Annotated in this window: 12 protein-coding genes and 1 pseudogene; 10 read left to right on the top strand and 3 right to left on the bottom strand. The window is 72.5% G+C overall.

Going from position 1 to position 12,478, the window contains the following annotated elements; genetic code table 11:
• Positions 1–32: 32 nt before the first annotated feature.
• A pseudogene (locus EJG53_RS13135) lies at positions 33–778 on the bottom strand (spermidine synthase family protein).
• A gap of 226 nt (positions 779–1,004) precedes the next feature.
• Here EJG53_RS13135 and EJG53_RS13130 point away from each other — a divergent pair.
• From EJG53_RS13130 to EJG53_RS13110, 5 genes are all read left to right on the top strand, one after another.
• A complete protein-coding gene (locus tag EJG53_RS13130; protein WP_244955117.1) occupies positions 1,005–1,958 on the top strand; it encodes a rhomboid-like protein in 954 nt (317 codons plus the stop codon).
• A gap of 101 nt (positions 1,959–2,059) precedes the next feature.
• Positions 2,060–2,449 (top strand): VOC family protein, encoded by a 390-nt coding sequence (locus EJG53_RS13125; RefSeq protein ID WP_125045002.1) that lies wholly within the window; start codon positions 2,060–2,062, stop codon positions 2,447–2,449.
• Between the two features lie 124 nt (positions 2,450–2,573).
• Positions 2,574–3,113 carry a GNAT family N-acetyltransferase gene (locus tag EJG53_RS13120; protein ID WP_125045001.1) on the top strand — a complete coding sequence of 180 codons (540 nt, stop codon included), beginning with the start codon at positions 2,574–2,576 and terminating at the stop codon, positions 3,111–3,113.
• 604 nt (positions 3,114–3,717) lie between these two features.
• The gene (locus EJG53_RS13115; RefSeq protein ID WP_244955116.1) at positions 3,718–4,011 is read left to right on the top strand and encodes an anti-sigma factor antagonist; all 294 of its coding nucleotides are present in this window, start codon (positions 3,718–3,720) and stop codon (positions 4,009–4,011) included.
• A gap of 126 nt (positions 4,012–4,137) precedes the next feature.
• On the top strand, positions 4,138–4,497 hold the full coding sequence (locus tag EJG53_RS13110; protein ID WP_125044999.1) for an STAS domain-containing protein: 360 nt from the start codon (positions 4,138–4,140) through the stop codon (positions 4,495–4,497).
• A gap of 48 nt (positions 4,498–4,545) precedes the next feature.
• On the opposite strand, the gene EJG53_RS43320 is transcribed toward EJG53_RS13110, so the two are convergent.
• A complete protein-coding gene (locus EJG53_RS43320) occupies positions 4,546–5,265 on the bottom strand; it encodes an ANTAR domain-containing protein (RefSeq protein ID WP_280526766.1) in 720 nt (239 codons plus the stop codon).
• Between the two features lie 92 nt (positions 5,266–5,357).
• Positions 5,358–6,092 carry a GAF and ANTAR domain-containing protein gene (locus EJG53_RS13100; protein WP_244955115.1) on the bottom strand — a complete coding sequence of 245 codons (735 nt, stop codon included), beginning with the start codon at positions 6,090–6,092 and terminating at the stop codon, positions 5,358–5,360.
• Positions 6,093–7,063: 971 nt separating this feature from the next.
• Between EJG53_RS13100 and EJG53_RS13095 the strand changes: the two genes are divergently transcribed.
• The 5 genes from EJG53_RS13095 (at position 7,064) to lon (ending at position 12,428) form a co-directional block, all read left to right on the top strand.
• A complete protein-coding gene (locus tag EJG53_RS13095) occupies positions 7,064–7,804 on the top strand; it encodes a GAF domain-containing protein (protein WP_125044998.1) in 741 nt (246 codons plus the stop codon).
• A complete protein-coding gene (locus tag EJG53_RS13090) occupies positions 7,801–8,529 on the top strand; it encodes a GAF and ANTAR domain-containing protein (protein ID WP_125044997.1) in 729 nt (242 codons plus the stop codon). The genes EJG53_RS13095 and EJG53_RS13090 overlap by 4 nt, the downstream gene beginning before the upstream one ends.
• Positions 8,530–8,634: 105 nt before the next feature.
• Positions 8,635–9,324, top strand: a complete 690-nt coding sequence (locus EJG53_RS13085; RefSeq protein WP_125044996.1) for a GAF and ANTAR domain-containing protein — start codon at positions 8,635–8,637, stop codon at positions 9,322–9,324.
• A 107-nt stretch (positions 9,325–9,431) separates the two neighbouring features.
• A complete protein-coding gene (locus tag EJG53_RS40620; RefSeq protein WP_154806371.1) occupies positions 9,432–9,575 on the top strand; it encodes a hypothetical protein in 144 nt (47 codons plus the stop codon).
• Positions 9,576–10,019: 444 nt separating this feature from the next.
• Complete coding sequence (gene lon, locus EJG53_RS13080) at positions 10,020–12,428, top strand: endopeptidase La (RefSeq protein WP_125044995.1); 2,409 nt, start codon at positions 10,020–10,022, stop codon at positions 12,426–12,428.
• The last annotated feature ends 50 nt before the right edge of the window (positions 12,429–12,478 follow it).

The raw sequence follows: 12,478 nt of genomic DNA, 5'->3' as shown, positions 1-12,478 counted from the left end.
GCAGCAGCGTAAGGGCAGGGTATGACCATCGGCTACGCGCCCTTGCGCGCGAGGTGCACCACGTCCGGGACGCCTCGGACAACGGGGATCTCTTCGGTACGTACGCCGGTGAACCCGGCATTTCGGAGCGCCTCTTCGAACGCGGCCGACGGCTGCGCCGACCACACGGCGAGCACCCCGCCGGGCGTCAGCCGCGCCCGGCAGGCCGCCAGACCGGCGGGGGAGTAGAGGCCGCCGTTGTCCTCGGTGACGGTCCACTCCGGCCCGTTGTCGATGTCCAGGCACAGCGCGTCGAACCTGCGCGGCCCGGCGCCCTCCCGTACGTACGCGACCAGGTCGGCGGCGACGATCTCGGTACGGGGATCGGCGAGCGCCGCCCCCGACACGGCCGACAGCGGCCCGGCACGGTGCCAGTCGATGACCGCGGCCTCCCGCTCCACCACCGTGATCCGCCCCACCGGCTCTCCTCCACCGCCCTGACCAGGGAGAACCCGACCCCGAGCCCGCCGATCAGCACACTGTGCGCCCCGTCGTGCGCCCCCGTCGCGCCACCCGGCTCCCCTGACTCCGCCAGCTCCGCGAGTGCCGCGTCCACCAGCAGCCGCTCGGACCGCCCGTCCGAGGTGTCCATCAGGAAGCACCCGTTCGCGATGATCTCGAAGTGCTCGCCCCGCTCCCGCAGCACCACCTCGCCGTACGGGCCCTCGCGGCGGTCGAGGACCCGTGGCCCGCCACCGGGCGCGGGCGGGCCGGATACGTGCACGGGGTGGTCGGGCATGGCGTGCGCGGGATGAGACATGACGGCCATCCTGACCAACCGGGCCGGGACGGGTCCAACCGGTTTACGGGCCCGGCGCCGGGCCGCGCCGCCCGTGACGCACGTCACGGGCACAGCTCGCTCATGGGTTGAACGTGCAGGCTGTCCCGTACGTAGATCTTCAGTGGCGGGCGCGCGGACGGTGCCGGCAGCCACGGACGGAAGGGGCCAGCCACCAGTGAGCCGGGTGAACACGGCAGCAGCCTCCGCCAAGACCCCACCCAACGAGGGAGCCCCCACCCCGCAAACGGCCCCTTTCGCGGGAAGCGGGGGCGCCGGCGAGGCGGTGTCCCTGGAGGGGGTGCCCAGACAGCGGGCGGACGGCGGGGCGGCCGGGGGCGGGGCTGCCGCGGTGGCCGATCCCGTACGGGGCGCGGGTGGGATGCCGTCGGCCGATTCCGTACCGGTCGCCGGTGGGCTGCCCTCCGCCGAACCCGTACCGGCCCCGGCCCCCGTCCGGGTGACGCGGCCGGCATGGCCGAGCCGGAGCCGGAGCCGGTGGCCCAAACCCTGGCGCCTCCTCCCCGGCCCCCGCGCCACCCCCTTCACCTTCGCCTACACCCTCCTCCTCGCCGCGACCTCGCTCTTCGCCGAGCACGCCGACCCGGAGCTGGTCCACACCCTCCTCCAGGCATCCAGCACGGACGTCGAGCACCTGGCGCAGGCGCCCCTGCTGGTGCTCGTCGCCAGCGCCCTGTGGATCGCGGGCGGCCCGGCCTCCGCGTACGCCGTCGCCTTCCTGCTCGTCCTGACGGCCCTGGAGCGCCGGGCCGGCGCCCTGCGGACGGCCGCGGTCTTCTTCGGCGGTCACGCGATCGCGACGCTCGCCACCGAACTCCCGGTCGGCGCCGCGGTCGCCCTCGGCCACCTCCCCGTCGACTCGCTGCAACGCCTCGACTACGGCATCAGCTTCGGCGTGATGGCCTGCACCGGCGCCCTGGCGGGCCTGCTGCCCGGCTGGGCCCGGTGGCCGCTCCTGGCGGGCGTGACCTGGTTCGCCGTCAGCAGCCTGCTGCTCTCCGGCGACCCCGTCAGCGACTCGGGCCACTTCCTCGCCCTCGTCCTCGGCACCCTCACCTGGCCCCTCCTGCGACGCCCCCGCGGACCGCGTCCGGCGGCGATTGTCAGTGGCCGTTGCTAGCTTCCTGAACACGCTTCTCCACGCTCGACGGGGAGGTGGAGCGAGGGTCGCACCCGGCCGCGGAGGCCGGGGCCCCGCTCCGTCAGGAAGAGGCACCCACCATGCGCATGATCTTCGTGAACCTGCCGGTCAAGGACATCTCCGCGTCCCGCGAGTTCTTCACCCGCCTCGGCTTCGCCTTCAACCCCGACTTCTCCGACGAGCACACCCTGTGCGTGGTCGTCGAGGAGAACATCTGCGTCATGCTCCTCCAGGAGGACCGCTTCCGGGACTTCATCAACGGCGACATCAGCGACGCCGCGAAGACCAAGGAAGTCCTCACGTGTCTGTCGTGCGACAGCCGCGAAGAGGTGGACACCGTCCTCGCCGAGGCCCTGGCCGCCGGCGCCACCCCCTGGAAGCCGGCGATGGAGGCGGGGCCGATGTACGGCGTCAGCTTCCAGGACCTCGACGGCCACGTCTGGGAGTTCATGCACATGGCACAGGGCTGAACGCTTCCCGCCCGGCCCTCGGAGGTCAGCCGGGGGCGGGCCGCCTTCGGGGCGTGCCGGATGCCTGACTCCCCCCGGTTCTCCTCTCTTGAACGCCGCCGAGTCTGCTGATTGGGTGGCCGGCATGACCGAGCTCGGACCCGTCGCTTGGCCACCTGCCCCGATCAGGACCGAGAGGCTCGTGCTCCGTGAGCCCGAGGCCCGGGACCGTGCGGCGTTCATCGAACTGCTGGCATCGCCGGAGGTGCACACCTACCTCGGCGGCCCCCGCGCCCGTGACGAGCTGGAGCGCGCGATGCCCGGGGTGCCCGAACGGTGGCCCGGGAGTTTCGTCGTCGATCTCGACGGGTCGATGATCGGCCAGATCCTGCTCAGGCGGGCACCGGAGCACCATCGCCCGGCTGCCGTGGGGAAGGTCGATCTCGGCTACCTCTTCCTGCCGCGGGCGTGGGGCTTCGGGTACGCCGCCGAGGCGTGCGCTGCGGCGCTGGACTGGTTCGACGGTGCCTTTCCCGGCGAGCCGGTGGTGCTCGCTACCCAGACCGCCAACACCGGCTCAATGCGCCTCGCGGCGAAGCTGGGATTCACCGAAGTGGAGCGGTTCCATGCCTGGGGCGCCGAGCAGTGGCTCGGCATGCGGCCCCCGGTCACGGCGTCCGACTGAACTCGCCCCCCGACAGGCCGATCCGCCGGACGGCAGTCGGTCCGACACCCCTGTGCCGCTGTCGTGCCCCTGGTTGTCCGTTCATTCCTGAACTTGCATGAGGACATCGAGGCCAACTGGGCGATGAGGGGGCAGGGCGACCGATGTTGGGCTCGTCTGCCCAACCCGTCCTTGCATTTTCCATACGCTGGGGCCGCAAGCGCACCTTCCCCTGGAAGTCTTCACGCATTGCGCGTCCTCCGCGTCACGTAGAGGCGGCGTAGCCCGCGCAGGGTGCGGGCTCGTCGGCAGCGCCGAGTCGCGCACGCTTATAGCACGGTGTGGGTGGCGCTGTCCTGGGAACGGGCGGGTAGTCACCGCGATGGGTGCCGTGACGAAGGACGTGAACGTTTGTGCGTTCCCGGGGCGTTGGGCTGCTCCTAGATTGGCTGTGTGCCGCGCCCGGTGGGCTGCCGGACGCAGTGCTCTGTGACTTGTTCGGCTGCTGCCCGGTGGAGACGGGATGTCCCATTGCCAGGAAGCTCACTTGGGCCGTAGGCCACCGGGCCGGCAGGCTGCGGCCGGTCGGTGGTGGATGTGCGGCTACTGGATGCGTGAGGTGGCCGTGATCGAGTTTCATGGCGAGATCGACATCGCGAGCGCGACGGCCGCTCCCAGCCGCCTGGCGCCTGCCGCCGCGGTACCCGGGGCGGCCGTCGTTATCGATCTGCGGCCGGTGACGTTCTTCGACTGTTCGGGGCTGCGGCTGCTGCTGTGGGCGCGTCAACTCGTTTGGGCCCGCAGCGGTCAGTTGCGGGTGGTGTGCGACGACGAGCGGATCCTGCGGTTGTTGCACCTCACCGGTACGGCCGCGCTGCTGCGGCCCGTGGCGACGCTCACCGACGCACTGGCCTCCTAGCCGCGGCTCGGCCCCGGTACCTTCTCGCGCTTCGCGGCTCGGGCGGTAGGTTGAAACCGGCTGCGGCGGGCGGGCTGTCGCCTGAGTACGTCACGTTCATTCAGCTCCCCGGACCCTGGAGCGATCATGTTGACACCGCCGTCCTCTCCGGCCGTGTTACGGGCGCGGTGGACCGTGCGTCCGCCCGGCCTGCGCCTGAGCGGCGCCGTCGAGCCGCGCACGCACCAGGTTCTGGAGCGGTACCTGGGGGAACTTGCACGGCGGTTTCCCGGCCGCGGCGTCCATCTGGATCTGACGGCGGTGACCGCGCTGGATCTGGCCGGGGCGGCGCTGGTGGTGGCCACCCGGGACCGGCTGCGGCACCTTGGAGGCGACCTGCGACTGCACACGGCTGATGGTCTGGTGCCGTCCGCGCACGGGCGGCCGGGGCGGTCGGGCGCGGGCCGCGGCGCGCCGCCGGTGCCACGCGGGCTGCGGGCGGGCTGAGCGGGCCCGCCGCGCCGCCTGGGGCGTTCGCCGGACGGGGCGGCGGGGTCAGGGTGCGGTGTCCTCCGGCTCCAGGTGGAGGCGGTGGGCGAGGATGTCGTGGGCGACGTCGAGCAGGGCGCGGTCGTGGGCGTAGGCGTGGGCGCGCAGCCGCAGCAGGGCTTGGTCGAGGGGGAGGGCGAGCTGGACGGCCAGCATCCCGGTGGCCTGGTGGACTTCGGCTCGGTAGAGGGTGATGCCCGGGGCGTGGTCGCCGGTGAGCAGCCGGGCGGGGGAGGCCTGCAGGAGCAGGAGCAGGGCGGCACGGGCGAAGCGGACGATGCTCTCGTGCTGGTGGGCGGTGGGCGCGCCGGCGGTGGTGCCGTAGACGGTCAGGGCCCCGGCGGGTACGACCCCCAGGTGCAGGGGGGTGGCGAGGATGGTGCGGGCGCGGGTGCGGGCGGCGGCGGGCAAAAACTGCGGCCAGCGGTCGATGGGGGTGCGGGTGAGGTCGGGTTCGGTGATGGTGCGGCCGGTGCGGGCGGCGTCCAGGGTGGGGCCTTCGCCGAGGGTGTACTGCAGGTCGTCCAGCACCGGGCCGAGCCGGCCGGCGGCGTCGTCGCTCCACAGCAGTTCCAGGTGTCCGCGGGGGGTGGCCAGGCACAGGGTCAGGGCGTCGTAGCCGAGTTGGCGCGCGGCGAGGCCCGGCGAGAGGGAGCCCAGTCCCTGGCCGGCGCGGGTGGCGCCACGCACCTGGTTCCACAACTGGTCCAGGTCGGTACGGGGCATGGGTTACCTTCCGTCGCAGGCACGGCAGGCACGGCAGGCACGGCAGGCACGGCAGGCTACAGTACGGGTGCGGTCCGGCCGGCTGGCCGGGCTCAGCTGCGGGCCAGTTCGGTGGGGATGGTGCCCTGGGCGACCTCGGCGGCCAGGGCGGTGAGTTTCTGCTGCCGGGCCCGGGCGTGCCGGCGCAGGCGCTGGAACGCCTCGTCCACCGAGACCTTGAGGCGCTCCGACAGCACCCCCTTGGCCTGTTCGATCACCAGGCGGCTGTCGAGCGCGATGGTCAACTGCTCGATCACGGCGGCCTGGTCGCGGGCCTGTTGCCGGTGGCCGAAGCAGCTGGCGGCGGCGTCGGCCAGGGCCTGGGCGATGCGCAACCGCGGGCCGTCGGGCGCCGCATCGCTGTCCTGGTCGCTCATCAGGTTCAGCGCGCCGATGGTGAGGGCCGGAGAGCGCAGCGGGACGGCGGCCACCGCGGTGATGCCCACGCGCCGGGCGTTGCGGGCGAAGCGGGGCCAGCGCAGGGCCGGCGGACCGGTCAGCGAGCTGACCGCCAGCGCAACCCCGGTACGCGTGGCCTCCAGGCACGGCCCTTCGTCCAAGTCGATCTGGACCTGTTCCAGGTGCCGGCAGCGTTCATCGGAGGCGGTGGCGTACTCCACCCGCCTCATCTCGTCCAGGACGGTGACGCCCGCCCCGGCCACCGGCAGCAGCTGCGCCACGTGGGCGGTCAGGTCGTGCAGCAGTTCCAGGGGGTCGAAGTCGCTGGTGCGGTGCACCAGGTCGCGCATCGCTTCGGCGACGCGCGCTTGAGATTCGGTGATATCCACGTCGGGGCCGCCTGTCGGCAGGCTCCCGCCTCCGCGACGGGAGCGGGGGCTGGGCGCGCGCTCGGCGGTGGGAGAAGGAGTCCGGTCACAGGGGACCGCGATATGCCCGCTGACAGGGACTGCTTCTCGCCTCGGCTCCTTCTGGCCCGTCCGGGGCCGCCGCTTGGGCCGGTTCCACACGGCCTGGGCGGCCTCACGATGCACTACCCAGCGTAGCGCGCCGTGACCGGTCCGCACAGCGATTTCCCGCCCCTGCACCGCGCACTTCCATCTCCCTAGCCTTGGGCGGGGAAGGAGCGTGCGTGGGTCCGCCTCGGACCAGGGCGCCATCAACGAGTCTCCACGGGCTCGGCATGTGCCACTGCCGCTCCCGGGGACGGGCGAGCGCCGTCCCCAGCACGTGCTGGGGCTGCTGCCGTTGGCGTCGAGCGTCTCGGGTCCGGCAAGAACGCCCATCGCGGTCGCCGACCGCCGCCCGGTCCTTTCTGGAGCGACACGAGGATCTCCCTCAAGCCCTGGCAGCCGGACGGCGGTTGTTCTCCCCTTCAAGATCGTCGGCGGAGTCGGGCGTACGGCGCCGTCGTCCCGTGGGTGACGGGTGCGCGCCGGCTGGCGGGGCACGTCACTGGGGCGGAGGCTCCCAGGGCTCGCACGGCCGCGAAGCCCACGGTGCGCCGTCACCACGAGGGGTGCGCCGACCGCCGGATGCAGACACCGCAGGTCCGTGAAAGCCCGTACGGCCAGTACGGGTTCCCGGCCGCCGACCGAGGCGATCACGTGTCCGAGCTGCACCCGCGGGCGGCGGCCTCCAGCACCGCCCGCTCGCCGCCACAGCCGGGGCAGGCCGTCCTCTGGCGTCTTCGTCCGCCGACTGCCAGGGAATCCCTAGAGTGGAAGGCATCAGGAGTACGTCCCGCCACGACGGGATATCGCTCGCGGGCGACCGGTGGTCGTGCCGGGAGGTGAGAGCGGTGGCAACCGGCCGTGATCTGGCTGCGGTGCTCAGGAGCCTGCAGCCCGCCGCCGGGGACAGGAGGCTGGTCGGCGCCGACCCGAACCTGTGCGCCCAGCTCCTCGGCGTGGACGGCATCGCCGCCTGTGTCACGACGGCCGACGGCCAGAGCGAACCGCTGTGGTGCACCGAGGGCACCAGCACACGGCTGGAAGACCTGCAGTTCACGCTGGGCCAAGGGCCGGGGCCCGAGGTGATGGTGTCCTGCGCGCAGGTTCTGGTGCCGGATCTGTCGCGGGTCGCGGCCAGCCGGTGGCCCGCGCTGCTGCCGGAAGCCACGGCCCTGGGCATCGGGGCCGTCTTCTGCCTGCCGCTGCACGTCGGCTCCGCGTGCCTGGGCACCTTGACCTTGCAGCGCGCGGCATCCGGCCCCCTCCCGGATGCGACGCTGACCGACGCCTGGCTGGTGGCCAACGCCCTGACCGCCGTGTTCCTGCACGGTGGCCCGCAGCAGGAGGCGTTCGCCAGAGCCGACAGCGGCTCCGAGCTCTACCGGGCCGTCGTCCACCAGGCCACCGGGATGATCAGTGTGCAGGCCGGGGTGCCGCTGGCCCGGGCGTTGCTGCTCTTGCGCGGCTACGCCTACGGACACCGGCAGAGCGTGGTGGAGGCCGCCGAGGACGTGGTGGCCCGGCGGTTGCGCTTTCACAATGATGAAAAGGGGCCGGGAATTTCCGGCGAAGGGACTGACGGGCCATGAGGCGTGAGGAACGACTGCTGGCGGCCATGGTCGAGGCCGTGGACACGCTGGTCGACGACTTCGACCTGATCGATTTCCTGCACCGGCTGTGCGACCGGTGCAACGAACTGCTGGACGTGTCGGCGGTCGGTGTCATGCTCGCCGACCCGGGCGGCAGCCTCCAGGTGATCGCCGCCTCCGACGAGCACACCCGGCTGCTGGAACTGTTCGCCTTGCAGGCCGACCAGGGGCCGTGCGTGGAGTGTCACCGCAGCGGCACCGCCCGGCTGAACATCGTCCTGAACTCCCCCGTCCAGACCGCCGGGTTCGCGCGCTTCGCCGGGCACGCCCGCCAGGCCGGCTTCGTCACCACCCACGCCCTGCCCCTGCGGCTGCGCCAGCAGATCGTGGGCGCCCTGAACCTCTTCGACACCCGCGAACAGGACCTCAGCACAACCGACGCAGGCGTGGCGCAGGCGCTGGCGGACGTGGCGACCATCGCGATCCTGCAGCACCGCACCATCGCCCACGGCAACATCGAACGGGCCCAGCTGCGGGCCGCTCTGACCAGCCGCATCAGCATCGAGCAGGCCAAGGGCATCCTGGCCGAACGCTGGAACATCACCCTCGACGACGCCTTCGACGCCCTGCGCCGGCACGCCCGCGCGCACCGGCAGCCCCTGACCGCGCTGTGCCAACAGCTGATCGACGGCTCGCTCGACACCTCCATCATCCAGCGTCCCTGACCCCAAGCCGTGCCCGCTGCTCCAGCCGACACCCGCCCCAGCCCCCGGCGGCAACATCGGCCCCCGTCCAGTGCCCGGGGCAACCCAACGGAAAGGGACAGTCCTATGACCCCCGAGCACCATGACGCGGCGTGGCAGCGCATCGGCGCCGCGGGCGCTACCGATGCCGTCACCCTCCACACCGCCTGTCAAGCCTGCGTCGAAGACCTGGACGCCGACTTCGGCGGCGTCACCGTGGTCACCACCGGCGAACTGCGGGTGCTGGGTTGCGCCACCGACGAGCGCGCCCGGGCCGTGGAGGACGCCCAGTTGGTCACCGGCGAAGGACCGTGCACCGACGCCTACGTCCACCGCCGCACCGTCGAAGCGGACCTGCACCAGGCGGGCGGGCGGTGGCCCGCCTTCACACCGACCGCGTGCGAAACCGGAGCCCGCCGCGTCCTGGCCCTGCCCCTGGCCCTCGGCAACCTCCTCATCGGCGCCATGGACCTCTACCGCAGCACCCCCACCCCCTTCACCGCACAGCACCAGGACCGGGCCGCCGCCTACGCCCGCATCCTCGCCCTGCTCACCCTCGACGAACACCCCCACCTGATCACAACCCACGCCCGCCCCGCCCAGCGCGGACCACAGGGTTACCCACCCACCGTCCACATGGCCGCCGGCATCCTCGCCGCAACGCACAACCTCACCCCCGACGACGCCCTGGCCCGGCTGCGCGCCCACTCCTTCCGCCACAACCAACCCCTGCTACGCACCGCCGCACACGTCCTCGACCACCACCGCCTCGACTAACACCGAACGACAACCCCACCTCGGCCCCGCCGACCATGCCACCCACCCGATCACAAGCCACCTGCGTCATCCAGCCCGTTCGGCGCCGCCCGGCCGGGCGGCAGTCCATGACTCGCCGAGCCGTCGCCCCGGCGGTCGAAACAGCCCGGCCCTGCCAGGCGGGCAAGCCCGCCTGGCAGGGCCCGGACAGCCACAACGGCCGCGAGAAGATGCCGACCACCGCCGGGTCGACGCCCCGCAGCATCACGTGATCCCGCCCCGGTCAGGACACGTACCCGATCTTCCCGCCCGCCGTCGCCGACCATCACAGGCCCGGAAAGTTCCGCTGGCCGCGGCACGAGGTGAACGCGCGTACAGGTGCGATGTCCTCAGACCGCACCGCCCGTACGTCCGCCAGCGGGCGCCGTACCTCCGCCCCGCCCGGGACGACGTACGCCACCTCGAACCCGGCCATCGGCGGCCCGGCGGAACTGCCCTGAAAGACCTCTGACGCACGCCATGTACAGCTACCTCCCCCCGATGCAAGGTCACGTTGACCTATGCAAGATCGCATACCTAAAGCTGACGTCTGCAAGGTCAAGCCGTACCGGACACTGGTGTGCCTGATCGCTCACAGCGAACACGGCCGGGGGAACATCTCACGGCTCACAAGCATTGAGTGGGTATTGCTCAACTTGAATGCCGAAGGGGAGATCATGGCTTCGACGTCCACCTCGCTCACTCTGCCCGTGCTGCCCCTCGACGACGAGGTCGTGCTGCCCGGCATGGTGGTGCCGCTGGACCTTTCCGAGGCGGACGTGCGGGCCGCGGTCGAGGCCGCGCAGTCCGCCGCCTCACCGGGTAACAAGCCGCGGGTGCTTCTTGTGCCGCGGATCGACGGCTCGTACGCGGGCATCGGCGTGCTGGGCCGCGTCGAGCAGGTCGGGCGGCTGTCCGACGGCGACCCCGGCGCGCTCATCCGCGGCCTCGGCCGGGTGCGGATCGGCGCGGGCACCACCGGGCCCGGAGCCGCGCTGTGGGTGGAGGGCACCACCGTCGACGAGACGGTGCCCGAGCCCCTGCCCGGCGCGGTCACCGAGCTGGTCAAGGAGTACAAGGCGCTGGCCACCGACTGGCTCAAGAAGCGCGGCGCCTGGCAGGTCGTGGACCGCGTCCAGCAGATCGAGGACGTCTCGCAGCTCGCGGACAACTCCGGCTACTCGCCGTTCCTGAGCACCGAGCAGAAGGTGCGCCTGCTGGAGACCACCGACCCGGTGGCGCGGCTGAAGCAGGCCACCGAAGCGCTGCGCGACCACCTCGCCGAGCAGGACGTGGCGGAGGCCATCGCCAAGGACGTCCAGGAGGGCGTCGACAAGCAGCAGCGCGAGTTCCTGCTGCGCCGCCAGATGGAGGCCGTCCGCAAGGAGCTGGCCGAGCTGAACGGCGACCCGGAGGACGAGGGCGAGGACTACCGCGCCCGCGTCGAGGCCGCCCAACTGCCCGAGGACGTCCGCAAGGCGGCCCTCAAGGAGGTCGACAAGCTGGAGCGGTCCAGCGACCAGAGCCCCGAGGGGAGCTGGATCAGGACCTGGCTGGACACGGTGCTGGAGCTGCCGTGGAACGAGCGCACGGAGGACGCGTACGACATCCCCGGCGCCAAGGAGATCCTGGACGCCGACCACGCCGGTCTGGAGGACGTCAAGGAGCGCATCACCGAGTACCTGGCCGTGCGCAAGCGGCGCGCGGACCGCGGCCTCGGGCTGGTCGGCGGCCGCCGCGGCGGCGCCGTGCTGGCGCTGGTCGGGCCGCCCGGCGTCGGCAAGACCTCGCTGGGCGAGTCCGTGGCCCGTTCCATGGGCCGCAAGTTCGTCCGGGTCGCCCTCGGCGGCGTACGGGACGAGGCGGAGATCCGCGGCCACCGGCGTACGTACGTCGGCGCGCTGCCCGGCCGTATCGTCCGCGCCATCAAGGAGGCCGGTTCGATGAACCCGGTCGTCCTGCTCGACGAGATCGACAAGGTCGGCTCGGACTTCCGGGGCGACCCGGCCGCCGCCCTCCTCGAAGTCCTCGACCCGGCCCAGAACCACACCTTCCGGGACCACTACCTGGAGGTCGAGCTGGACCTCAGCGACGTGGTCTTCCTGGCCACCGCCAACGTCCTGGAGGCCATCCCGGAGCCGCTGCTCGACCGCATGGAGCTGGTCCGGCTCGACGGCTACACCCAGGACGAGAAGGTCGTCATCGCCCGGGACCACCTGCTGCCGCGCCAGTTGGAGCGGGCCGGGCTGGAGTCCGGCGAGGTCACGCTCACGGACGAGGCGCTGCACAAGCTGGCGGGTGAGTACACCCGCGAGGCGGGCGTACGGAACCTGGAGCGGGCCGTCGGGCGGCTGCTGCGGAAGGTCGCGGCCCAGAGCGAACTGGGCGAGCGCGACCTGCCGTTCACGGTGGGCGTGGACGAACTGCGCCCGCTGATCGGGCGCCCGCACCACACTCCCGAGTCTGCTCAGGACCCGGCCGAGCGGCGCACGTCGGTGCCCGGCGTGGTCACCGGCCTCGCGGTCACCGGCGCGGGCGGCGACGTGCTGTACGTCGAAGCCTCGCTCGCCGACCCGGAGACCGGCGCGTCCGGCCTCCAGCTCACGGGTCAGTTGGGCGACGTGATGAAGGAGTCCGCGCACATCGCGCTGTCCTTCCTGCGCTCGCACGGCGCCGAACTGGAGCTGCCGGTCGGTGACCTGAAGGAACGCGGCGTCCACCTGCACGTACCGGCGGGAGCCGTGCCGAAGGACGGACCGAGCGCGGGCGTGACGATGACGACGGCACTGGCCTCGCTGCTCTCCGGGCGGCAGGTGCGCCCGGACGTGGCGATGACCGGCGAGGTCTCGCTGACCGGGCGGGTGCTGCCGATCGGCGGCGTCAAGCAGAAGCTGCTCGCGGCGCACCGGGCGGGCATCACGACCGTGGTCATCCCCAAGCGCAACGAGCCGGACCTGGACGACGTCCCCGCCGAGATCCTGGACAAGCTGGACGTCCACCCGGTCTCCGACGTCCGCCAGGTCCTCGACCTGGCCCTGACCCCGGCCTCGGCCCCGGCCACCCCGGAGGTCCCGGTCGCGGCGTGACGGACGCGGCCGGCCCAGCGGCCCGGAGTCCCCTCACAGGGGGGCTCCGG

This window comes from Streptomyces chrestomyceticus JCM 4735 (assembly GCF_003865135.1).
GTDB classification, from domain to species: Bacteria; Actinomycetota; Actinomycetes; order Streptomycetales; family Streptomycetaceae; genus Streptomyces; species Streptomyces chrestomyceticus.
The sequence above is the reverse complement of the archived record's forward strand: the minus strand, read 5'-3'. Positions and strand labels throughout refer to the sequence as shown.

Excerpts from the sequence above, each read along its gene's own strand:
- EJG53_RS13125 (WP_125045002.1), top strand. The coding sequence starts at position 2,060 with ATGCGCATGATCTTCGTGAACCTGCCGGTCAAGGACATCTCCGCGTCC.
- EJG53_RS13120 (WP_125045001.1), top strand. The coding sequence starts at position 2,574 with ATGACCGAGCTCGGACCCGTCGCTTGGCCACCTGCCCCGATCAGGACC.
- EJG53_RS13110 (WP_125044999.1), top strand. The coding sequence starts at position 4,138 with ATGTTGACACCGCCGTCCTCTCCGGCCGTGTTACGGGCGCGGTGGACC.
- EJG53_RS43320 (WP_280526766.1), bottom strand. The coding sequence starts at position 5,265 with ATGCCCCGTACCGACCTGGACCAGTTGTGGAACCAGGTGCGTGGCGCC.
- EJG53_RS13090 (WP_125044997.1), top strand. The coding sequence starts at position 7,801 with ATGAGGCGTGAGGAACGACTGCTGGCGGCCATGGTCGAGGCCGTGGAC.
- EJG53_RS13085 (WP_125044996.1), top strand. The coding sequence starts at position 8,635 with ATGACCCCCGAGCACCATGACGCGGCGTGGCAGCGCATCGGCGCCGCG.
- EJG53_RS40620 (WP_154806371.1), top strand. The coding sequence starts at position 9,432 with ATGACTCGCCGAGCCGTCGCCCCGGCGGTCGAAACAGCCCGGCCCTGC.
- lon (WP_125044995.1), top strand. The coding sequence starts at position 10,020 with ATGGCTTCGACGTCCACCTCGCTCACTCTGCCCGTGCTGCCCCTCGAC.